Annotated in this window: 16 protein-coding genes, 17 tRNA genes, 1 rRNA gene and 1 pseudogene; 32 read left to right on the forward strand and 3 right to left on the reverse strand. The window is 40.9% G+C overall.

The window, feature by feature from the left end:
- Positions 1-33 precede the first annotated feature (33 nt).
- The 18 genes from rrf (at position 34) to EKB01_RS00090 (ending at position 1,754) form a co-directional block, all read left to right on the forward strand.
- Positions 34-149, forward strand: a 5S ribosomal RNA gene (rrf, locus tag EKB01_RS00005).
- A gap of 105 nt (positions 150-254) precedes the next feature.
- Positions 255-327: transfer RNA gene (locus EKB01_RS00010), tRNA-Val, on the forward strand.
- A 4-nt stretch (positions 328-331) separates the two neighbouring features.
- Positions 332-404: transfer RNA gene (locus tag EKB01_RS00015), tRNA-Asp, on the forward strand.
- A gap of 24 nt (positions 405-428) precedes the next feature.
- Positions 429-501, forward strand: a tRNA-Lys gene (locus EKB01_RS00020).
- 5 nt (positions 502-506) lie between these two features.
- Positions 507-588, forward strand: a tRNA-Leu gene (locus tag EKB01_RS00025).
- 12 nt (positions 589-600) lie between these two features.
- Positions 601-673, forward strand: a tRNA-Thr gene (locus EKB01_RS00030).
- 27 nt (positions 674-700) lie between these two features.
- Positions 701-772 (forward strand) — tRNA-Gly (locus EKB01_RS00035).
- A 7-nt stretch (positions 773-779) separates the two neighbouring features.
- A tRNA-Leu gene (locus tag EKB01_RS00040) sits at positions 780-865 on the forward strand.
- Between the two features lie 11 nt (positions 866-876).
- Positions 877-950 (forward strand) — tRNA-Arg (locus tag EKB01_RS00045).
- Between the two features lie 15 nt (positions 951-965).
- Positions 966-1,039, forward strand: a tRNA-Pro gene (locus tag EKB01_RS00050).
- Between the two features lie 5 nt (positions 1,040-1,044).
- A tRNA-Met gene (locus EKB01_RS00055) sits at positions 1,045-1,118 on the forward strand.
- 13 nt (positions 1,119-1,131) lie between these two features.
- Positions 1,132-1,205 (forward strand) — tRNA-Ile (locus EKB01_RS00060).
- Positions 1,206-1,216: 11 nt separating this feature from the next.
- A tRNA-Ser gene (locus tag EKB01_RS00065) sits at positions 1,217-1,306 on the forward strand.
- Between the two features lie 10 nt (positions 1,307-1,316).
- Positions 1,317-1,390 (forward strand) — tRNA-Met (locus tag EKB01_RS00070).
- Between the two features lie 3 nt (positions 1,391-1,393).
- Positions 1,394-1,466, forward strand: a tRNA-Phe gene (locus tag EKB01_RS00075).
- A 16-nt stretch (positions 1,467-1,482) separates the two neighbouring features.
- Positions 1,483-1,553, forward strand: a tRNA-Gly gene (locus tag EKB01_RS00080).
- Between the two features lie 33 nt (positions 1,554-1,586).
- Positions 1,587-1,660 (forward strand) — tRNA-Ile (locus EKB01_RS00085).
- 6 nt (positions 1,661-1,666) lie between these two features.
- Positions 1,667-1,754, forward strand: a tRNA-Ser gene (locus EKB01_RS00090).
- A 62-nt stretch (positions 1,755-1,816) separates the two neighbouring features.
- On the opposite strand, the pseudogene EKB01_RS00095 reads toward EKB01_RS00090, so the two are convergent.
- Positions 1,817-3,124: pseudogene (locus EKB01_RS00095) on the reverse strand (transposase).
- Positions 3,125-3,347: 223 nt separating this feature from the next.
- Here EKB01_RS00095 and EKB01_RS00100 point away from each other — a divergent pair.
- Positions 3,348-4,052 carry a hypothetical protein gene (locus tag EKB01_RS00100; protein WP_167265176.1) on the forward strand — a complete coding sequence of 235 codons (705 nt, stop codon included), beginning with the start codon at positions 3,348-3,350 and terminating at the stop codon, positions 4,050-4,052.
- 102 nt (positions 4,053-4,154) lie between these two features.
- Here the strand turns inward: EKB01_RS00100 and birA are convergent, their stop codons facing one another.
- Positions 4,155-5,093, reverse strand: coding sequence for a bifunctional biotin--[acetyl-CoA-carboxylase] ligase/biotin operon repressor BirA (birA, locus tag EKB01_RS00105; RefSeq protein WP_167265178.1), 939 nt, complete (start codon positions 5,091-5,093; stop codon positions 4,155-4,157).
- Entirely contained in the window at positions 5,090-5,950 is an 861-nt protein-coding gene (locus tag EKB01_RS00110) for an AraC family transcriptional regulator (RefSeq protein WP_167265180.1), read from the reverse strand. Before EKB01_RS00110 ends, birA begins: the two co-directional genes overlap by 4 nt.
- A 107-nt stretch (positions 5,951-6,057) precedes the next feature.
- Here EKB01_RS00110 and EKB01_RS00115 point away from each other — a divergent pair, with 107 nt between their 5' ends.
- The 13 genes from EKB01_RS00115 (at position 6,058) to EKB01_RS00175 (ending at position 20,535) form a co-directional block, all read left to right on the forward strand.
- The gene (locus EKB01_RS00115; protein WP_167265182.1) at positions 6,058-8,223 is read left to right on the forward strand and encodes an alpha-galactosidase; all 2,166 of its coding nucleotides are present in this window, start codon (positions 6,058-6,060) and stop codon (positions 8,221-8,223) included.
- Between the two features lie 31 nt (positions 8,224-8,254).
- Entirely contained in the window at positions 8,255-9,505 is a 1,251-nt protein-coding gene (locus tag EKB01_RS00120) for an extracellular solute-binding protein (RefSeq protein WP_167265184.1), read from the forward strand.
- Between the two features lie 18 nt (positions 9,506-9,523).
- Complete coding sequence (locus tag EKB01_RS00125; protein ID WP_167265186.1) at positions 9,524-10,396, forward strand: sugar ABC transporter permease; 873 nt, start codon at positions 9,524-9,526, stop codon at positions 10,394-10,396.
- A 16-nt stretch (positions 10,397-10,412) separates the two neighbouring features.
- Positions 10,413-11,246: a carbohydrate ABC transporter permease gene (locus tag EKB01_RS00130; protein WP_167265188.1), complete on the forward strand. Its 834-nt coding sequence runs from the start codon at positions 10,413-10,415 to the stop codon at positions 11,244-11,246.
- Between the two features lie 288 nt (positions 11,247-11,534).
- Positions 11,535-12,977, forward strand: coding sequence for a sucrose phosphorylase (gtfA, locus tag EKB01_RS00135; RefSeq protein WP_167265190.1), 1,443 nt, complete (start codon positions 11,535-11,537; stop codon positions 12,975-12,977).
- Positions 12,978-13,108: 131 nt separating this feature from the next.
- Positions 13,109-14,302 carry an O-antigen ligase gene (locus EKB01_RS00140; protein ID WP_008293041.1) on the forward strand — a complete coding sequence of 398 codons (1,194 nt, stop codon included), beginning with the start codon at positions 13,109-13,111 and terminating at the stop codon, positions 14,300-14,302.
- Between the two features lie 144 nt (positions 14,303-14,446).
- Positions 14,447-14,890 (forward strand): MarR family transcriptional regulator, encoded by a 444-nt coding sequence (locus EKB01_RS00145; RefSeq protein WP_000872568.1) that lies wholly within the window; start codon positions 14,447-14,449, stop codon positions 14,888-14,890.
- Positions 14,891-14,962: 72 nt separating this feature from the next.
- Positions 14,963-15,691: an ABC transporter ATP-binding protein gene (locus EKB01_RS00150; protein WP_084945018.1), complete on the forward strand. Its 729-nt coding sequence runs from the start codon at positions 14,963-14,965 to the stop codon at positions 15,689-15,691.
- Positions 15,684-17,204 carry an ABC transporter permease/substrate-binding protein gene (locus EKB01_RS00155; protein ID WP_167265192.1) on the forward strand — a complete coding sequence of 507 codons (1,521 nt, stop codon included), beginning with the start codon at positions 15,684-15,686 and terminating at the stop codon, positions 17,202-17,204. The genes EKB01_RS00150 and EKB01_RS00155 overlap by 8 nt, the downstream gene beginning before the upstream one ends.
- Before the next feature lie 338 nt (positions 17,205-17,542).
- A complete protein-coding gene (locus EKB01_RS00160) occupies positions 17,543-18,145 on the forward strand; it encodes a hypothetical protein (RefSeq protein ID WP_000846130.1) in 603 nt (200 codons plus the stop codon).
- Entirely contained in the window at positions 18,145-18,936 is a 792-nt protein-coding gene (locus tag EKB01_RS00165) for an energy-coupling factor transporter transmembrane component T (protein WP_208288041.1), read from the forward strand. The genes EKB01_RS00160 and EKB01_RS00165 overlap by 1 nt, the downstream gene beginning before the upstream one ends.
- On the forward strand, positions 18,912-19,748 hold the full coding sequence (locus tag EKB01_RS00170) for an ABC transporter ATP-binding protein (RefSeq protein WP_000343048.1): 837 nt from the start codon (positions 18,912-18,914) through the stop codon (positions 19,746-19,748). Before EKB01_RS00165 ends, EKB01_RS00170 begins: the two co-directional genes overlap by 25 nt.
- Positions 19,735-20,535 (forward strand): ABC transporter ATP-binding protein, encoded by an 801-nt coding sequence (locus EKB01_RS00175; protein ID WP_000103848.1) that lies wholly within the window; start codon positions 19,735-19,737, stop codon positions 20,533-20,535. Before EKB01_RS00170 ends, EKB01_RS00175 begins: the two co-directional genes overlap by 14 nt.
- Positions 20,536-20,743: the final 208 nt, after the last annotated feature.

Raw genomic sequence — 20,743 nt, forward strand, 5'->3', positions numbered from 1 at the left:
AGATATTCAATTTTGAGTAGGTATTACTCAGAGTTAAGTGACGATAGCCTAGGAGATACACCTGTACCCATGCCGAACACAGCAGTTAAGCCCTAGAACGCCGGAAGTAGTTGGGGGTTGCCCCCTGTGAGATATGGAAGTCGCTTAGCTCGAGGGAGTTTAGCTTAGTTGTAATTGAGAGGAAATCGAAATTACAATCGGCGGATGAGAGAAACGAAGTTTCTTACCGTTGGCTGAGCTAGACTCCACCCTTTGGGAGTTTAGCTCAGCTGGGAGAGCATCTGCCTTACAAGCAGAGGGTCAGCGGTTCGATCCCGTTAACTCCCATATAGGTCCCGTAGTGTAGCGGTTATCACGTCGCCCTGTCACGGCGAAGATCGCGGGTTCGATTCCCGTCGGGACCGTTTAAGGTAACGGAAGTTATTTTAGACTCGTTAGCTCAGTTGGTAGAGCAATTGACTTTTAATCAATGGGTCACTGGTTCGAGCCCAGTACGGGTCATATTTGCGGGTTTGGCGGAATTGGCAGACGCACCAGATTTAGGATCTGGCGCTTAACGGCGTGGGGGTTCAAGTCCCTTAACCCGCATAATAGAAAGTAGCCGGCTTAGCTCAGTTGGTAGAGCATCTGATTTGTAATCAGAGGGTCGCGTGTTCAAGTCATGTAGCCGGCATTTTTTTATATAGAATAAGAGGTCGATGCGAACGTAGTTCAGTGGTAGAACACCACCTTGCCAAGGTGGGGGTCGCGGGTTCGAATCCCGTCGTTCGCTTAGAGAGGCCGGGGTGGCGGAACTGGCAGACGCACAGGACTTAAAATCCTGCGATTGGTAACGATCGTACCGGTTCGATTCCGGTCCTCGGCATATAATGATGAGCACCCTTAGCTCAACTGGATAGAGTACCTGACTACGAATCAGGCGGTTAGAGGTTCGACTCCTCTAGGGTGCATTTTTTTATTTAACGCGGGAAGTAGCTCAGCTTGGTAGAGTACTTGGTTTGGGACCAAGGTGTCGCAGGTTCGAATCCTGTCTTCCCGATTGATGGCGGTGTAGCTCAGCTGGCTAGAGCGTCCGGTTCATACCCGGGAGGTCGGGGGTTCGATCCCCTTCGCCGCTATATTGATCTTGTTGGACCTTTAGCTCAGCTGGTTAGAGCTCTCGGCTCATAACCGAGTGGTCGTAGGTTCAAGTCCTACAAGGTCCATTGTAAATAATGGAGGATTACCCAAGTCCGGCTGAAGGGAACGGTCTTGAAAACCGTCAGGCGTGTAAAAGCGTGCGTGGGTTCGAATCCCACATCCTCCTTTTATATTAACGCGGGATGGAGCAGCTCGGTAGCTCGTCGGGCTCATAACCCGAAGGTCGTAGGTTCAAATCCTGCTCCCGCAATTTGGCTCGGTAGCTCAGTTGGTAGAGCAATGGATTGAAGCTCCATGTGTCGGCGGTTCGATTCCGTCTCGCGCCATATCTTATTTTATTAAGCGGGTGTAGTTTAGTGGTAAAACTACAGCCTTCCAAGCTGTTGTCGCGAGTTCGATTCTCGTCACCCGCTTTGAACGAAAGTTCATACCAAGTTTTTAAACTTGGGCGCGTAGCTCAGGTGGTTAGAGCGCACGCCTGATAAGCGTGAGGTCGGTGGTTCGAGTCCACTCGTGCCCATTAATAGGAGAATTACTCAAGAGGCTGAAGAGGACGGTTTGCTAAATCGTTAGGTCGGGTAACCGGCGCGGGGGTTCGAATCCCCCATTCTCCGTACGTTAAGAGCTGCTAGGCTCTTTTTTTTGCTCTTTGTTAACTGTAGTGGGTTGAAGTCAGCTAAGATCTAGAAAGGACAAATTTCGTCCTTTCTTTTTTGATATTTAGGGCGATAAAAATTCGTTTTTTGAAGTTTTCAAAGTTCCGAAAACTAAAGGCGTTGCGCTTGATAAGTTTAATGAGATTATTGGTTGCTTCTAATTTGGCGTTGGAATAAGGTAACTAAAGAGCGTTGACAATTTTTTCTTTGTCCCTGAGGAAGGTTTTAAAGACCGTCTGAAAAAGAGGATGAATCTGCTTTAGTTTCTCCTCTATAAGTCCAAAAATTTCTCAGGCTCCTTGTTCTGAAAGTGAAAAAGCAAGAGCTGATAGAGCTTTATAGTGGTGTCTCAAGTCTTCTGAATAGCTCAAAAGCTTGTCTAGAATCTCTTTGTTGGTTAGATGAATACGAAAAGTAGGGCGATAAAATCGCTTATCGCTCAGTTTACGACTATCCTGCTGTATAAGCTTCCAGTAGCGTTTGATGGCCTTGTATTCATGGGATTTTCGATCGAATTGGTTCATGATTTGAACACGGACACGACTCATAGCACGGCTGAGATGTTGGACAATATAAAAACGATCTAGAACTATTTTAGCGTTTGGGAGTGAAACAATCTGGGAGACTGTTTCAGCCTGAGCCTAGAAATTCGAAAGCGAAGCTGTTTAGACAAGTCCATAGTAGGGACTAGACATATCCATCGTAATGATTTTCACCTGACAACGAACAGCTCGCTCGTAGCGCAGAAAGTAATTTCGGATGATAGTTTGTGTCCTGCCTTCAAGGACAGTGATGATATTGAGCTTTTCAAAATCCTGAGCAATAAAGCTCATCTTTCCCTTAGTGAAGGCATACTCATCCCAAGACATAATCTCGGGAAGACGAGAAAAATCATGTTTAAAACGGAAGTCATTGAGCTTTCGAATGACGGTTGAAGTTGAAATGGCAAGCTGGCGGGCAATGTCGGTCATAGAAGTCTTTTCAATCAACTTTTGAGCAATTTTCGGGTTGATGATACGAGGGATTTGATGATTTTTCTTGACGAGAGAAGTCTCAGAGACCATCATTTTCGAGCACTGATAGCACTTGAAACGGCGTTTTCTAAGGAGAATTCTGGTAGGCATACCAGTTGTTTCGAGGTAAGGAATTTTAGATGATTTTTGAAAGTCATATTTCTTCATTTGATTTCCGCAATCAGGACAAGATGGAGCGTCGTAGTCGAGTTTAGCGATGATTTCCTTGTGGGTATCTTTATTAACAACATCCATAATTTGGATATTAGGGTCTTTGATATCGAGTAGTTTTGTGATAAAATGTAATTGTTCCATATGAATCTTTCTAATGAGTTGTTTAGTCGCTTTTCATTATAGGTCATTGGGACTTTTTTTCTAGGCTACATAATCTCCATAGTGGATTTACCTACTACAAATATTATTGAGCTCTATTATCTAATGCTGTTTCAGTAACTTTCATATTAGAAAAAATCATAAATAGACTAGATTTAGTGGTATACTAAGGTTAGGGACTTTAAGTGGCTGGGGGATAATCGAGATGGAAAATGGAGTAAAATTTCATAGTATTTTTTATAGATTTATACTATTTATCTTTGTAGTATTTCTAACTGTGATTTCAATGATCTTAGATGCAAAAAAAGCGCAAATTCGCTTTTTTAACCTATCCTTGATTATCGGGCAAGGGGAGTTGAAGATTGTTACAGTTGCGGTTTTACTCCTTACTTTTCTTCTATCTTTCTTGTTTAAATGGAAATGTTCGATTTATAAAAAAGGGATTTATCTAAGAAAAATTGATTTATTTGTAGCTTGGGATGAGATTAGAGGTCTTAGCCATGTCTGGATCAATGAATATCATCGTGGACCTCATGGTTTCCTGTTCTATAATCGTAAGACGCTGGTTATTTATAGAGAAAATTATCAACCGATTTGCCTTTATAATATTTCATTATTGGCCTTATATGTGGCTAAATATTATCATCCAAAATTGAAAACCAATATAGTCTTAGCAACGTTGGCAAGTCTCTTCAATATGGCTTTAAATGCATGGTTCTTGTACGAGATGTTGAGTAAAAATTTGGTGAATATAAAAGCTGAAGTATTTATGTTTTGGCTACTTTTGTATGCTGTTAAAGTTTTTGCGTTGCCAGGAATTATACTTGGATACGAAAATCACCACAATGGGGTTTCATTGGCACATAGCACGGCATATAAAAAGAATGCCTCGAAAGCTGTTCACCTGTAAAGTGTTGATGGGAAGCCAGCTATTTATATATCAGTTGCTTTCTACATTCAAAAAGCACTATATGTTGCTAGTTGAGGTTCTAGATACCATATAGTGCTGCTATTAAGTCCAGCTAGTGAGTGAGATTTCACCACTATGGAGCCAGATTTCTGTCTGATCATCAAGCTGGATAAAGAGTTGTCCTTTGTCGGAGATGTCCTTGGCGACTCCTTTTTTTTCAGTCTGATCTTGGATAAAACTGACCTCTCTTCCTAGAACAAGAGAGTGTTCTTTATAAAGATAGAGTAGTTCTTCGGGTGCTGTTTGGTAGAAACAACGCCAAATTTCTGAGATTAGTTCGTTTCGTGTGATAGGAGCTGGTGGTGTAAAGAGACTTCCAGCTTTTTCTTTTAGTTCTTCTGGAAAGTCTTCTATAGAAAAATTTATACCAAGTCCGATAATGATATCTGTAACCAAGCCTGTCTCAACTGATGTCATTGCTTCGGTGAGGATACCTGCTATCTTTTTATTTTTAAAGTAGATGTCATTTACCCATTTGATATCTACTTCTATCATAGTTAGGTTTTTAATGGCTTTGTAGACCGCAGCAGCTACAAGGAGAGTATAGGAAGGGAGTTTTTCATAGGGAAGATTGGGTTGAATATGCAGGGACATATAGATTCCACCCTGAGATGGAGAATAGTAGGGGCGCTGAAAGCGGCCACGACCTGCTGTTTGACAGGTTGAAAGATAGAGTGTATTTCCTTTGTTTCCAGCTTCAATTCCTTCTTTTGCATCTGTTTGGGTTGATTTGGTCTCAGGTTTGTAGTGAACGATTAAGTTGGTTTTCTCTTGAATCAAATCAGGTAATATCAGATCGCCTTGAATAAGCTTGTAGCCTCTATTTTTGATACTGTCAATTTCTAGGCCTTCTTGTTGAAGACGTTGGATTGCTTTCCATATGGACGTGCGGCTTAAATTCAGTTCTTCTCCGATTTTTTCTCCGCTAACATAATCGTTTTCTCTAGCTAATATTTGGTAGACTAGTTGGTGTGATTTCATTGATTTTCCTTTCTAGCTAAGAGGGAGTGAGAGTATTCTTTTCGAGTTTGACTAGGTGTTTTATGAAAAAACTGCTTGTAGGCTTTTGAGAAATGTAATGGATCTGAAAAACCCACAGAATACGCAATGACTTTGATCGTTTCATTTGTGTGTTCTAGTAACTGTTGCGCACGCTTCATTCGAACGAAAAGTAAATACTCTTTTGGAGAGAGTTGGTGAAATTCTTTAAACACACTAGTTAAGTAACTTCTATGAACCGATAGCTCTTTAGCTAAATCTTGAATGGTGAGCGATCGTGGATAGTGACTATCAATTAATTGTTTGCAGTCAAGATAGAGCTGGTGGGTTGATGAAATATTCTCTTTTTTCTGATTTGGAGCAATCGTTCCGAGATGAAACATTAGTTCATGGAGTTGTCCCATGATGTGGAGTTGAGCCAATTCATTTGATTTTGTTGCCTGAGCGAAGCGGACAATATCTGAGATGAGTTTTGCAGTTGTCTGGGTATGACAAGTTTCAGATTGGATTAGATAGGATTGGTCAGAAATTTGAGATAGAGCAAAGTAGTCAGGTGCCCTCCCTCCGGAAATCCCCAACCAGTAGTAAGCCCAAGGATCCTGGCTATCTGCTTGATAGAATGTTAATTCATCTGGTCTTAGTAAAAAGAAATCTCCTGCCTTTAAATCAACAATTTTCCCCTTATAATGGAACAGCCCTTTTCCTTTAGTAATGTAATGGAGTACATAGGTATCTCGAATGGCTGGGCCAAAAGAGTAGTTAGGCGTGCATTCTTCATAACCGTAGAAGCTAAGAGAAAGATCAATTGTTCCAGTCTGGTATTCTGAAAAAACGAGCATGGGCCACCTCCTACCTAACATTTTACCATACTTTGTATACATTTCTCTATTTTAGAAAGCGCTTTTATGTGATAAAATTTTATCAAGAAATGGATGAGGTACAATTTATGGGAGTTCGAATAGAGAATAATCTATTTTACGTTGAGAGTAAAGGTTTAAGTTTGATTATTGAAAATAGGGATGGGTTCTTATTATTAAAACATTTAGGAAAGACTATTAAGAACTATGGAGGTTCTAATAGTGTTTATGAACGCGATCATGCTTTTTCTGGTAATCCAACAGCTACTAATCGAACCTTTAGTTTGGATACGCAACGTCAAATTTTTGGGCAACATGGTTTGGGTGACTTTAGAAAACCAACTTTACAGGTTCAACATGATGCAACTGAAGTAACAGACTTTCGATTTGTAGAAGCAAAGATTTTAAAAGGTCAGAATGGTCCACAGGGCTTACCTTCTCCTCACAGCATGGATGATACAGAGACGCTTGTCTTGATTTTAAAAGATCCTCAAGCTAAACTTAGTCTGACTTTGTATTATACTGCTTTTGATAATGATGCGACAATTGCTAGTTACAGCAAATTGGAGAATAATAGTAATCAGGAAGTTGTCATTCATAAGGACTTTTCTTTTATGGCTGATTTTCCTGCTGCAGCTTACGAAATAGTGACTTTACAGGGAGCTTATGCTCGTGAAAAGACTGTTCGACGTCAACAGGTAGAGCAAGGAATCTTTTCGATTAGTTCGAACCGTGGAGCTTCTGGGCATGCTCAAACACCAGCTCTTCTATTATGTGATCAAGGAGTTACAGAGGATGCTGGGAATGTGTTTGCTCTGCAACTACTGTATAGTGGAAACTTCGAAGCTTTTGTCCAAAAGAATCAACTGAATGAAGTTCGAGTGGCTATTGGCATTAATCCAGAAAACTTTTCTTGGAAGTTAGATCCTGAGGAAGACTTTGAAACACCGGTAGCTTTAGTGACTTATTCAGATAAGGGATTAACTGGTATTAGTCATGAAAGTCAGAATTTTGTACTTAAGCACATTATGCCAAGTAAATTTTCTAAAAAAGAGCGTCCAATTCTAATCAATAACTGGGAAGCTACCTACTTTGACTTTCAGAGAGAAAAACTGTTAGAGTTGGCAGATGAGGCTAAGAAAGTTGGTATTGAACTTTTTGTATTAGATGATGGGTGGTTTGGTAATCGCTTTGATGATAATCGTGCTTTAGGTGATTGGGTTGTGAATGAGAAAAAACTGGGTGGAAGTCTAGAAAGTCTGATTTCAGCGATCCATGAAAGAGGTTTGCAGTTTGGGCTTTGGTTAGAACCGGAGATGATTTCCGTTGATAGCGACTTGTATCGTAAACATCCTGACTGGGCTATTCAGGTTCCAGGATATGAGCATACTTACTCTCGAAATCAATTAGTACTTAATCTTGCCAATCCTCAGGTAGTAGAATATTTGAAAAATATTTTAGATGAACTTATCTCTCATCATAAAATTGACTACATCAAATGGGATATGAACCGCAATATTACTAATCTTGGGAATGGTTCAGTTTATCTGGAAACCCAGATGCAGTCTCATCAGTATATGTTGGGGCTTTACGAACTCGTTTCTTATCTGACAGAGAAACACAGTCATATTCTCTTTGAGTCCTGCTCTGGTGGTGGTGGACGAAATGATCTTGGTATGATGCGCTATTTCCCACAAGTCTGGGCTAGTGATAATACTGATGCCATAGCACGTTTACCTATACAGTATGGATCATCTTATCTCTATCCAACCATTTCTATGGGAGCTCATGTGTCAGCTGTACCGAATCATCAGATGAGACGAATGACATCATTGGAAACTCGCGGTCATGTAGCCATGATGGGGAATCTGGGTTATGAACTTGATTTGACAAGTTTATCAGATGAGGAGAAAGCTGAGATTGCTAATCAGGTGAACTTGTATAAAGAATTAAGGCCAGTAGTCCAGTTGGGAAATCAGTATAGGTTAATCAATCCCGATGCTGAATCCAATGAAGCAGCAGTTCAATTTAACTATGAAGATCAAACGATTGTAACCTATGTCCGAGTCTTATCAGTTGTGGAAATGATGGAAACAACCTTAAAACTAAAAGGCTTAGAGGAAGAAGGACTTTATGAGCTGGAAGGGACAAACATTGTTTATTCGGGTGCAGAGCTCATGTATGCAGGTTTAACTGTTACCTTATCCCAAGGAGATTTTTTGAGTAGACAGTATAAATTCAAAAGACTATACTAAAAGCGTATAAATTTATTAAGGAGGCATTCCAATGAAATGGTATAAGAAAGCAAGTTTTCTTTTAGTAGCTGGGGTAAGTTTACTAGGTCTAGTGGCTTGTGGTCAGAATAATCAATCAACTGATGGCAAGGTAACGATTGAGTTTTTTAACCAGAAGACCGAGATGGCAGATACCTTGCAAAGGATAGTGGATGATTTTGAGAAGGAACACCCTAATATTGATGTGAAGTTGACGACTGTTCCGGCAGCTGGAATTGTTCTGAAGACTCGGATTTTATCAGGAGATGTTCCAGATATTATTAATATCTATCCTCAAAATATGGATTTTCAGGAGTGGGCAAAAGCAGGTTATTTTGCAGATATGACAGGAAAATCCTATCTTGAGAACATCAAGAATGACTATGCCGAAAAGTATGCAATCAATAACAAGGTTTATAGTGTGCCTTTAACGGCTAACCTTTATGGAATTTATTACAATAAAACAAAGTTTAAAGAATTAGGACTTGAGGAACCGAAGACTTTTAAAGAGTTTCAAGAGATTGTTAAAAAGATAAAAGATAGTGGGCATTCTCCGTTCGCAGTTGCAGGCAATGAAGGCTGGACACTAAATGGTTACCACCAACTTTCTCTCATTACTCTTACAGGTAGTGGAGACGCGGCTAATAACTACCTTCGCTTTTCAAAACCAAACGCAATCTCTGCAGATGATGCTATTTTAAAAGCAGATGCAGAACGACTCGATTTATTAGCAGATAATGCTCAAGATGGTTGGCGTGGTGCCTCTTATAATGATGCGGTGGTAGCATTTTCGAGTGAAAAAGCCTTGATGATGCCACAAGGATCATGGGCATTAGCCGCAATTAATCAACAGGATCCAAAATTTGAGGTGGGGATGTTTGCCTTTCCTGGAGAAGAAGTAGGAAAAGAAGTCACTGTTGGTGCAGGGGATATGGCATTATCAACTTCAGCTACTACCAAACACCCTAAGGAAACCGAAGAATTTATCAGCTATATGACTAGTCCAAAAGCTATGCAGTCATACTATGATGTAGATGGATCACCTGTTGCGGTAAAAGGCATACAGGAAAAAGAAGATTCAGCGCTTGCAGCTATTTCTAAACTGGCATTTACGGACAAACATTATGTTTGGTTGGGCCAACGCTGGAATTCTGAAGAAGACTTTTTTAATCTAAGTGCAGGTTACCTGATGGATAAAAATCTGAAAAATATGGCAAACAATCTCAATGCTTTCTTTAATCCAATGAAGGCAGATTTGGACTAGAATAGGAGTTAAGATGATATGGCTATTCGAAAATTTTTAAATAAATACTGGGGTTGGACTTTTTTGCTCATCCCGCTTGCATTACAAGCTATCTTCTTTTACTTTCCAATGGTACAAGGTGCTTTCTATAGTTTGACTAACTGGACTGGATTGACCTATAATTATAAATTTGTTGGTTTGAATAACTACAAATTGCTGATGATTGATGGGAAATTCTTCACAGCCATAGCTTTTACTTTGATTTTAACTCTGGCATTGATTATTGGAGAGATTACGATTGGGATGGTTGTGGCACGAGCCTTGAATTCTAAGATGAAAGGACAGACCTTCTTTAGAGCTTGGTTCTTTTTCCCGGCTGTTTTATCTGGTTTGACAGTTTCCTTGATTTTTAAACAATTCTTCAACTATGGGCTTCCAACGATTGGAAAAATTTTAGGAATTAGCTTTTTACAAGAGAGTCTATTGGGGACACCAGTCGGAGCGGTAGTGGCAACTATTTTTGTTCTTCTATGGCAAGGAGTAGCTATGCCAATCATTCTCTTTCTTGCTGGTCTTCAGAGTATTCCAACTGATATTTTAGAGGCAGCATCAATTGATGGTGCAACCAGTAAACAAACTTTTTGGAAGATTGAATTGCCCTATTTACTGCCAACGATTTCTATGGTTTTTATTCTGGCTCTTAAGTCCGGTTTGACTGCCTTTGACCAAATTTTTGCCTTGACGAGTGGTGGTCCAAATAATGCTACAACGTCTCTTGGACTTTTAGTCTATAACTATGCCTTCAAGAGTAACCAATATGGATATGCGAATGCAATTGCCTTGATTTTATTCTTAATTATTGGAATTGTTTCTATTATCCAAATCAAGCTATCAAAGAAATTTGAAATCTAATAGAGGAGTCCTACACATGAAAAAAGAAGAAAAATTGAATCAGTTTTGGAAATATGTCCTCTTGATAGTCGGTGGTATTCTTATACTTGTTCCTTTGTTGGTAACGGTATTTAGTTCTTTCAAGACAACTAAGGATATCATGAATCATTTCTTTAGTTTGCCCAATCCTTTTACGTTGAGTAATTATGAACGATTGATTTCGGATGGAATTGGAGGCTATTTCTGGAATTCAGCTGTTATTACGGTGTTATCATTGATTGTAGTGGCTTTCTTTATACCAGCTGCAGCTTACTCCATTGCGCGAAATATGTCCAAGAAAAAAGCCTTTGCAATTATGTATTCGCTCTTGATTTTAGGGATATTTGTTCCGTTTCAGGTGATTATGATTCCCATCACAGTTATGATGAGTAAACTCGGTCTAGCAAATATGTGGGGGTTGGTAATACTCTATCTAACTTATGCAATTCCACAGACTCTCTTCTTGTATGTTGGTTATATAAAAATCAGTGTACCAGATAGTTTAGATGAAGCTGCAGAAATTGATGGGGCTGATCGTTTTACAATTTATCGTCGAATCATTTTTCCAATGTTGAAGCCCATGCATGCGACAACTTTGATTATCAATGCCCTCTGGTTCTGGAATGACTTTATGTTGCCACTCTTGATTCTGAATAAGGATTCCAAGTTGTGGACTTTGCCACTCTTCCAGTACAACTACCAAGGTCAGTACTTCAATGACTATGGCCCAAGCTTTGCATCTTATATTGTGGGAATTGTAACGATAACCATTGTCTATCTCATCTTCCAAAAACATATCATTTCAGGAATGAGCAACGGGGCAGTGAAGTAACAAGATACAAAGCCCGTTAAAAGCTCACAGTGAAAATAGGGAATCTGAATAAGAAGCCTTGGCTTCTTGGAAGATTCATCTTTTTCACACAGAGCTTAGGGCGTGTTCAATTAAGATACAAAGGAACAGTTCAGCTTATTGACAATTCAAGAGAAAAATAAAGTAGTACTTAGTTTGTCACAGTCTATATTAGTACGAGTTCAATGTGAACAAAAATCTAAAAATATCTTTCATTTACGAAGCCAGGTCATATAAGACTTGGCTTTCATCAGAAAAAGGAGAACATCTATGATCATTCAAAATAAAACTATGTTGATTACTTATTCAGATAGTCTTGGAAATAATCTTAAAGACTTATATGAGAATTTGGAAGAGCATTTTGGCGATGCTATTGGAGGAGTTCACCTTCTACCATTTTTCCCGTCAACAGGTGATCGTGGATTTGCACCAGTTTACTATGATGAAGTGGATCCAGCGTTTGGTGATTGGGAGGATGTTAAGCGTTTAGGTGAGAAATATTATCTTATGTTTGACTTTATGATTAACCATATTTCTCGTCAATCGAAATATTATAAGGACTATCAAGAAAAACATGAAGCTAGTGAATTTAAAGATCTCTTTTTAAACTGGGATAAGTTTTGGCCGGAAAATCGTCCGACACAGGCTGATGTAGATTTAATCTACAAGCGTAAGGATCGTGCACCAAAGCAAGAGATTGTATTTGCAGACGGTTCAGTAGAACATTTGTGGAATACCTTTGGTGAGGAGCAGATTGATCTTGATGTGACCAAAGAAGTAACGATGGCATTTATCCGTAAGACGATTCAACATCTAGCGAGTAATGGGTGTGATTTGATTCGTCTAGATGCCTTTGCTTATGCAGTGAAGAAATTGGATACCAATGATTTCTTTGTGGAACCAGATATTTGGAATTTATTGGACAAAGTTCGAGATATCGCTGCTGAGTATGGGACAGAGCTCTTACCTGAGATTCATGAACACTATTCGATTCAGTTTAAAATAGCGGACCATGATTACTATGTTTACGATTTTGCCCTTCCAATGGTGACCCTATATACTCTTTACAGTTCCAGAACAGAGCGTTTGGCTAAGTGGTTAAAGATGAGCCCGATGAAGCAATTTACGACACTAGATACCCATGATGGGATTGGAGTGGTAGATGTCAAGGATATCCTGACCGATGAGGAAATTGACTATGCTTCAAATGAGCTCTATAAGGTTGGAGCGAATGTCAAACGTAAGTACTCTAGTGCAGAGTATAACAATCTAGATATCTACCAAATCAATTCAACCTACTATTCTGCGCTTGGAGATGATGATGTCAAGTATTTCCTCTCTCGTTTGATTCAAGCTTTTGCTCCAGGCATTCCTCAGGTTTACTATGTGGGTCTATTAGCAGGAAAAAATGACTTGAAATTGTTAGAAGAAACCAAAGAAGGTCGAAATATTAATCGCCATTACTATAGCAAGGAGGAAATAGCAGAAGAAGTTCAACGTCCTGTGGTGAAGTCTCTTCTCAATCTATTTTCTTTCCGTAATCAATCAGAGGCCTTTGACCTAGAAGGGACTATTGACATTGAAACACCAACAGCTCACAGCATTGTAATCAAACGTCAAAATAAAGACAAGTCCGTAACAGCAGTAGCAGAAATTGATTTGCAAAGTCAGACCTATCAAGTAGTGGAAAACGGCAGAAAAATTCAGTTCTAGTGCTATATTGATGATAGAATTTTTTGTGGTGAAAACGTGTTCATTGTTCCCAAATGACGGAAAAAATGGTAGAATATAAAGATAGTTTAGCATTTATCTTCTGGAGAAATCCAGAACAGAAAGGATCCGTTTTGAAATCAATTGGATTACTGGATAAGATAAGAGGGCTTTCGAAAAAAGATTTCTTTTTATATTTGATGATCATAAGTATCTTTTTACCTTTTTATTTATTCTTAGGGCTCTTTGCTTTATATTTGATAGGTTTACTTGTTACTGGGGAGATGAAGGGAATTATCAAAGGATTGGCCAAACATCCTGTACTTCTCTTTTTTATTGCCTACAGTAGTATCATCTCTATCGTCGCTAAGAATTGGCTTGGATTGGTTGCATCTTTACTGATGTTTCTCTTCCTCATTTTCTTTAGTTTCTACCAGAAACGTCTGACACATGCTTTCTTTCGACTGATACTGCAGACAATCTTGTTTGGTAGTGTGCTCTCTGCGGCTTTTGCTACTTTGGAGCATTTCCAAATTGTAAAGAAATTTAACTATGCCTTTCTTTCGCCCAATATGCAGGTATGGCATCAGAATCGGGCAGAAGTGACCTTTTTTAATCCTAATTACTATGGAATTATTTGTTGTTTCTGTATCATGATTGCCTTCTATCTCTTTACAACGACCAAGTTGAATTGGTTGAAGGTATTCTGTGTGATTGCAGGCTTTGTTAATCTCTTTGGATTGAACTTTACGCAAAATCGAACTGCCTTTCCTGCTATTATCGCTGGAGCCATCATTTATCTCTTTACAACCATTAAAAACTGGAAGGCCTTTTGGCTTAGTATCGGGGTCTTTGCGATTGGCTTGAGTTTCCTTTTTTCTAGTGATTTGGGAGTTCGGATGGGGACTTTAGATTCCTCTATGGAAGAACGCATTTCTATCTGGGATGCTGGGATGGCCTTGTTTAAGCAAAATCCTTTTTGGGGGGAGGGGCCATTGACTTACATGCACTCTTATCCTCGGATAAATGCTCCTTATCATGAACATGCTCACAGCCTTTATATTGATACGATTCTGAGTTACGGAATTGTGGGAACCATTTTATTAGCTTTGTCTTCTGTTGCTCCTGTTCGTTTGATGATGGATATGAGTCAGGAGTCGGGGAAACGTCCAATTATCGGTCTTTATCTATCTTTCCTTACAGTGGTTGCTGTGCATGGAATCTTTGACTTGGCCCTTTTCTGGATTCAGTCAGGCTTCATTTTCTTGTTAGTTATGTGCAGTATTCCATTGGAGCGTCGAACTTTGGTATCAGACATGACGGATTAAGTTTATAAGATTGAAATCTTCTACCTTGAGTAGGAGATTTTTTACTGAGAAAAATTAGTTCTAAATCGAAATAGTTGACAATTGGAATAATAAGTATTATAATGTTTTTTATTCGTATCGATATAGAAATAAATTGGAGGTTTCATGAAATATTGTCATTTGGTAGCCCATCATATTCGTTTGTTGAATGGGCGGATTTTTCAAAAGTTACTGAGACAAGACCCTGACTCTCTTTATCGGAGTGAGCAGGGAAAGATTTTAGCGGTTTTATGGAATAGTAAGACGGGCTGTGCAACTGCGACAGATATTGCGCTTGCGACTGGGCTTGCTAATAATACGTTGACGACTATGATAAAAAAGTTAGAGGAGCAAAATCTTATAACTGTCAGTCCGTGTGGAGAAGATAAGCGTAAGAAGTATTTAGTTTTAACAGAGTTGGGCAAGTCTCAGAAAGAAGTTGGGCAACGTGTCAGTCAAAGATTGGATACTATCTGTTACAAAGGATTTTCAGAGGAAGAGATTCGTCAGTTTGAAGCTTTTCAAGAAAGAATTTTGGCTAATCTGAAAGAGAAGGAAAATGAGGTTTAGAATGGGGTAAATTAGTTATTAAAAGTTTGGTAACTTGACCAACCGAGGAAAATTTTAAATTGAGGACAAAGAATGATTGAATACAAAAATGTGGCGCTACGCTATACAGAAAAAGATGTTTTGAGAGATGTTAATTTACGAATTGAGAATGGAGAGTTCATGGTTTTAGTTGGGCCTTCTGGGTCCGGTAAGACGACCATGATCAAGATGATTAATCGTCTCTTGGAACCAACTGATGGAAATATTTATATGGATGGCAAGCGCATCAAAGACTATGATGAGCGTGAACTTCGTCTTTCTACTGGTTATGTTTTACAGGCCATTGCTCTGTTTCCCAATCTAACGGTTGCGGAAAATATCGCCCTCATTCCTGAGATGAAGGGCTGGACTAAGGAAGAAATTGCTCAGAAAACAGAAGAGCTTTTGGCTAAGGTTGGCTTGCCAGTAGCTGAGTATGGGCATCGACTTCCAAGCGAATTATCTGGTGGAGAACAGCAACGGGTTGGTATTGTTCGTGCCATGATTGGTCAGCCTAAGATTCTCCTCATGGATGAGCCTTTTTCAGCCTTGGATGCTATTTCGAGAAAACAGCTACAGGTTCTGACGAAAGAATTGCATAAAGAATTTGGGATGACAACGATTTTTGTGACCCATGATACGGATGAAGCTTTGAAATTAGGTGACCGTATTGCTGTCTTGCAGGATGGAGAGATTCGTCAGGTGGCGAATCCCGAGACCATTTTAAAGGCCCCTGCAACGGACTTTGTAGCAGACTTGTTTGGAGGTAGTGTTCATGACTAATTTGATATCAACTTTTCAGGATCGTTTTGGTGACTGGGTAACAGCTCTATCTCAACATTTGCAGTTGTCGCTTTTGACTTTATTACTAGCTATTTTTATAGCGATTCCTTTGGCTGTTTATCTTCGCTATCATGAGAAGTTGGCGGACTGGGTCTTGCAGATTGCAGGGATTTTCCAGACCATTCCGTCTCTGGCCTTGTTAGGACTCTTTATTCCCTTGATGGGAATTGGAACCTTGCCTGCTTTGACAGCACTAGTGATTTATGCGATTTTCCCGATTTTGCAAAATACCATCACGGGGTTAAAGGGAATTGATCCAAGTCTGCAAGAGGCTGGGATTGCCTTTGGGATGACCAGATGGGAGCGTCTCAAGAAATTTGAAATTCCACTTGCCATGCCTGTCATAATGTCTGGGATTCGGACGGCAGCGGTCTTGGTTATCGGTACGGCGACCTTGGCAGCCTTGATTGGGGCTGGCGGACTGGGTTCCTTTATCCTTTTGGGAATTGACCGCAATAATACTAGTCTGATTTTGATTGGGGCCCTTTCTTCTGCAGTGCTTGCCATTGCCTTTAACTTCCTGCTAAAAGTGATGGAAAAAGCAAAATTGCGGACGATTTTCTCTGGTTTTGCCTTGGTGACCATATTGCTGGGTCTGTCTTATAGTCCAGCCTTACTAGCTCAAAAAGAGAAAGAAAACTTGGTGATTGCTGGGAAATTGGGGCCTGAACCAGAAATTTTGGCTAATATGTATAAGTTGCTGATTGAAGAAAATACCAGTATGACTGCGACTGTTAAACCGAATTTTGGGAAAACAAGCTTCCTCTATGAAGCTCTGAAAAAAGGGGATATTGATATCTATCCTGAATTTACTGGTACAGTGACTGAAAGTTTGCTTCAACCCTCACCTCAAGTGGGTCATGAGCCAGAGCAGGTTTATCAGGTAGCGCGTGATGGTATTGCCAAACAGGATCATCTAGCTTATCTCAAACCAATGTCTTATCAAAATACCTATGCTGTAGCTGTTCCGAAAAAGATTGCTCAAGAATATGGTTTGAAGACCATTTCGGACTTGAAAAAAGTGGAAGGACAGTTGAAAGCAGGCTTTACTCTTGAGTTTAATGACCGTGAAGATGGCAATAAGGGCTTGCAGTCTCTCTACGGACTCAATCTCAACGTAGCAACCATGGAGCCAGCCCTTCGCTACCAGGCAATTCAGTCAGGCGATATTCAAATTACGGATGCCTATTCTACCGATGCAGAGTTGGCGCGTTATGATTTACAGGTCTTGGAAGATGACAAGCAACTCTTCCCACCTTATCAAGGGGCTCCTCTGATGAAAGAAGCTCTTCTCAAGAAACATCCTGAGTTGGAGACAGTTCTCAATAAACTAGCTGGTAAAATTACTGAAAGCCAGATGAGCCAGCTCAACTATCAAGTCGGTGTTGAAGGCAAGTCAGCAGAACAAGTAGCCAAGGAGTTTCTACAAGAACAAGGCTTGTTGAAGAAATAGATTGAAAATGTCAAACTCAACTTCTTTAAATACCCATACAGAAGAATGCTCAGACAATCTTGTCTGGGCTTTTTTGGTATCAGAATTAATGATTTTCATTTTTAAATGGAAAATAAGAGGAAATTTTCAGGATTTTCTAAAGTTTTACTGTAAATACACTTGACTATTCAGGTAATAGGTGTATAATGTGTTGTGAACTACTTAACAAATGAGGATTTTCAGCTCATGTCGACTAAGGATGGAAATCTTGTGTATAGACAGTTCAGTAGATATATAATAGAGCGTTGCGTCCGAAAGTCTATCCAGACACGGCTCTTTAAAAACAAAAGGAGAAGATTATGAAAACAGAACCGATTCATCGTACCAGTATGTGGAAATTTAAGTTAAGTGCTGCCACCATGACTTTGATTCCCGCTGCCGTGGGGATTAACTATGTTGCCAAAGCCTTGGCGGAGGGGTTAAAGTTGCCCGTTTGGCTGGGGTCTTTGGGAACCTTTCTTACCAGCATGTTGGCTGGGCCGGTTGCCGGTGCCATTAGTGGTTTCATCAACAACGTGATATATGGGCTGACCTTATCGCCAATTTCAACCGTGTATGCGATTACCAGCATCGGAATTGGGATTGCTGTCGGAGTTTTGCACGCCAATGGGTGGTTCTCGTCAGCGCGACGAGTATTTGTTTCTGCTATTATTATTGCCATCGTTTCAGCTGTCATTTCAACGCCACTCAACGTCATCTTTTGGGGTGGTCAGACCGGTATCGCTTGGGGTGACTCATTGTTTGCGGTAATGGTCGCCAATCATGCACCAGTGTGGCTGGCCTCATTTACCGATGAGTTTGTCTTGGATATTTTGGATAAAGTCTGCGTGGCCTACCTGGCATTCTTCATCTATCGTCAGCTGCCGAAGCGGATGGTGCACTTCTTTAGCGATGATAAATGATGACTGATAAAACATTGATTTCTGGAGCGCCACGGGTAAAGCTCAAGTGGTACCAGGTGATCGATCCGATTACTAAGCTCTTGTTCATCTTGGACATGACGTTGTTGAGCTTTGCCAGTATGAATTTATTGCTTCAGGCCGGATTAATTCTTGTCGCAACACTGCTATTGTTATTTTCCAAATTGAGTTCTACCACCTTTAAGGCGCTGGGATTCAGCCTGTTTCTGATTTGCACCATGCTGATCATCCAAGGGTTATTTTACAGTCGGAATCAAACTGTTCTGTTTTCTGTGCTTGGGGCGTCGTTCTACAAAGAAGGCCTGATTTACGCCACCACTCTGGGTTGTCGAGTATTGGTGATTATTTTGACCAGTGGCTTTTTTATGGTGACCACGAGTATTTCAGAAAACGCGGCCTATTTGGAACTGTCCGGATTGTCTTATAAAACCGTCTACGTTCTGATGTCGGTGTGTTATATTTTGCCGGAAATGGTGCGCAATATGCGGAAAATCCAGCAGGCACAAAAAGTTCGCGGAACCAATCCGCAAAAAACGTTGATTCAGAAATTAAAGTCAGTCCTGCCGGTTCTAATTCCATTGGTGATTAAGACCTTGGATCAATCGATGACGCGGTCGATTTCTCTCCAACTGAGAGGTTTTGATAATCTCAACCGGACTGTCAGAACCTCCCAGCGCGTGTATCGCTTGTCGCGGACGCTGCACATTGGTCTGACTGGATTGGCAATTTTATTGATTGGGTGGAAGATATGGACGAAGATAAACGGATTGTAATTGAAAATTTGACCACCCGTTATCCGGGTACTGAGCAACCACAACTGCGTCAGATTAACGCGGAGGTTCATACCGGCCAGGTGGTTGGGATTATCGGGAATAGCCACTCCGGCAAATCGACTTTGTGCCGTGTGCTGGCAGGGGTCATTCCCAAAATTGTGTCTGCTGAGATTGAGGGCGATTGGCACATGTTTGGCCAGCGAGTGTCTGACAATTGGCCCGTTTATAATGCCATGAATGGAGTTGTACTGCAAAATCCAGCTGGCCAACTAAGCGGGTTGGCAGACACGGTTGCCGATGAAATCGCCTTTGACTTGATTAATCAGGGAATGGCTGAAGGACTGATTCAAAAACGGGTTGAAGAAGTTGCCACGCAAATGGGGCTGATTGAACAGCTGAATTTGCGTCCCGAGAGCCTTTCCGGTGGTCAGATCCAGCGGTTAGCAATTGCCACGGCGATTGTGGCTAATCCGGCTGTTTTGATTATGGATGATCCGACCAGTGAGATGGATCCCCTTGGCCGCCGGCAATTTTTCCAATGGCTGGCCCAAGTCAAAGAGACGACTGTCTTCATTGTCACCAGTGAAATTGACGATTTGTGCGAAGTCGCCGACGTTGTGTGGGTGCTGCACGAGGGTCAAATGGTAGCCCAGGGCAGGCCGGGTGAGGTGTTTAATCATTTGGCAGCTGACTGGCAGATTCCAGCCCCGACAATCCAGCAACTTGCTCAAAAAATGGATTGGCACTTGGCTGATGGCCGGTATCCGGTGAATTACGCTGATCTGAAGGAGGTTCGTTATGTCCACAATTGAACTGAGCCACCTGACGTTCACTTATCCGGAACGGTCCTTTAGCTTGGATGTTGAAGACAAACACTTCGCCGATCCGATGGTGGCGATTGTCGGCCAAAATGGTGCCGGCAAATCAACGCTCTTCAAATTGTTGACGGGCTTGCTGACACCACAAACCGGTGTGATTAAGATCGATGGAGAAAATTTTAATGATCTTAAACCAGTCGAAAAGTTACTGAAGGTTGGGATTACTTTTCAGAATCCTGACGATCAGCTTTTCAACCCGACCGTTCAACGAGAGGTGGAGTGGAATGTCGCGCAGGTCATGGATGACCACGACACGATTACGAGGCGGGCTTTAGCGGCTCTAAAAAGAGTTGGCTTGGATGATAAAACAGCTGAAAGTCCATATGACCTGTCATTGTCGGAACGCAAGCTGTTGAGCGTTGCCACAGTTTTGGCAGTGGATCCGGCGATTTATTTATTTGATGAGCCGATGATGTCGCTTGATTGGGAAAGCCGGCGCAAGTTGACCGCAATTTTCCATCAGTTGGCTGATTCGGGCCACCAAGTTGTGACCATCACCCATGACATGGATTGGGTCGCCGCCGAGTTTGAGTCGGTGTATGTTATGGAACACGGGAAGTTTGGCTTCGCCGGCAGTCCACGGGAATTGTTCAGCAATCACGAACTTGTCCAGCGAGTGGGATTACTACCACCGCGGATTATGGACATAGCGGAGTCGCTGGGTGATTCACAGACATATTTATCGGTTAATGATTATTGCCAGAAAAATCGAGATGTATAGAAAAAGTCACCTCTGCGGGTTTTCCAGGTTGAAGGATTAACTTCAGCTTCTGGCAAGAACTCACATGGGTGACTTTTGTGTTTAATAACGTTTCATGATCATCGGGTGCTTCCTCAGATCACTCGGTTTGATTTTACTTTGTTTCATGGTCATAATCATATACCATTTCTTTTGGATTTTTTGTTTGACTAATACAAAATAGGTCTTC

The organism is Streptococcus sp. CCUG 71758 (assembly GCF_011714815.1).
GTDB classification, from domain to species: Bacteria; Bacillota; Bacilli; order Lactobacillales; family Streptococcaceae; genus Streptococcus; species Streptococcus halitosis.

What these genes read in the sequence shown, in the direction of transcription:
- EKB01_RS00145 (WP_000872568.1), top strand. Translation starts at nt 14,447, where the DNA reads ATGAAATATTGTCATTTGGTAGCCCATCATATTCGTTTGTTGAATGGG.
- EKB01_RS00150 (WP_084945018.1), top strand. Translation starts at nt 14,963, where the DNA reads ATGATTGAATACAAAAATGTGGCGCTACGCTATACAGAAAAAGATGTT.
- EKB01_RS00165 (WP_208288041.1), top strand. Translation starts at nt 18,145, where the DNA reads ATGACTGATAAAACATTGATTTCTGGAGCGCCACGGGTAAAGCTCAAG.
- EKB01_RS00170 (WP_000343048.1), top strand. Translation starts at nt 18,912, where the DNA reads ATGGACGAAGATAAACGGATTGTAATTGAAAATTTGACCACCCGTTAT.
- EKB01_RS00115 (WP_167265182.1), top strand. Translation starts at nt 6,058, where the DNA reads ATGGGAGTTCGAATAGAGAATAATCTATTTTACGTTGAGAGTAAAGGT.
- EKB01_RS00130 (WP_167265188.1), top strand. Translation starts at nt 10,413, where the DNA reads ATGAAAAAAGAAGAAAAATTGAATCAGTTTTGGAAATATGTCCTCTTG.
- EKB01_RS00155 (WP_167265192.1), top strand. Translation starts at nt 15,684, where the DNA reads ATGACTAATTTGATATCAACTTTTCAGGATCGTTTTGGTGACTGGGTA.
- EKB01_RS00110 (WP_167265180.1), bottom strand. Translation starts at nt 5,950, where the DNA reads ATGCTCGTTTTTTCAGAATACCAGACTGGAACAATTGATCTTTCTCTT.
- EKB01_RS00175 (WP_000103848.1), top strand. Translation starts at nt 19,735, where the DNA reads ATGTCCACAATTGAACTGAGCCACCTGACGTTCACTTATCCGGAACGG.
- EKB01_RS00160 (WP_000846130.1), top strand. Translation starts at nt 17,543, where the DNA reads ATGAAAACAGAACCGATTCATCGTACCAGTATGTGGAAATTTAAGTTA.
- EKB01_RS00120 (WP_167265184.1), top strand. Translation starts at nt 8,255, where the DNA reads ATGAAATGGTATAAGAAAGCAAGTTTTCTTTTAGTAGCTGGGGTAAGT.
- EKB01_RS00125 (WP_167265186.1), top strand. Translation starts at nt 9,524, where the DNA reads ATGGCTATTCGAAAATTTTTAAATAAATACTGGGGTTGGACTTTTTTG.
- EKB01_RS00100 (WP_167265176.1), top strand. Translation starts at nt 3,348, where the DNA reads ATGGAAAATGGAGTAAAATTTCATAGTATTTTTTATAGATTTATACTA.
- gtfA (WP_167265190.1), top strand. Translation starts at nt 11,535, where the DNA reads ATGATCATTCAAAATAAAACTATGTTGATTACTTATTCAGATAGTCTT.
- birA (WP_167265178.1), bottom strand. Translation starts at nt 5,093, where the DNA reads ATGAAATCACACCAACTAGTCTACCAAATATTAGCTAGAGAAAACGAT.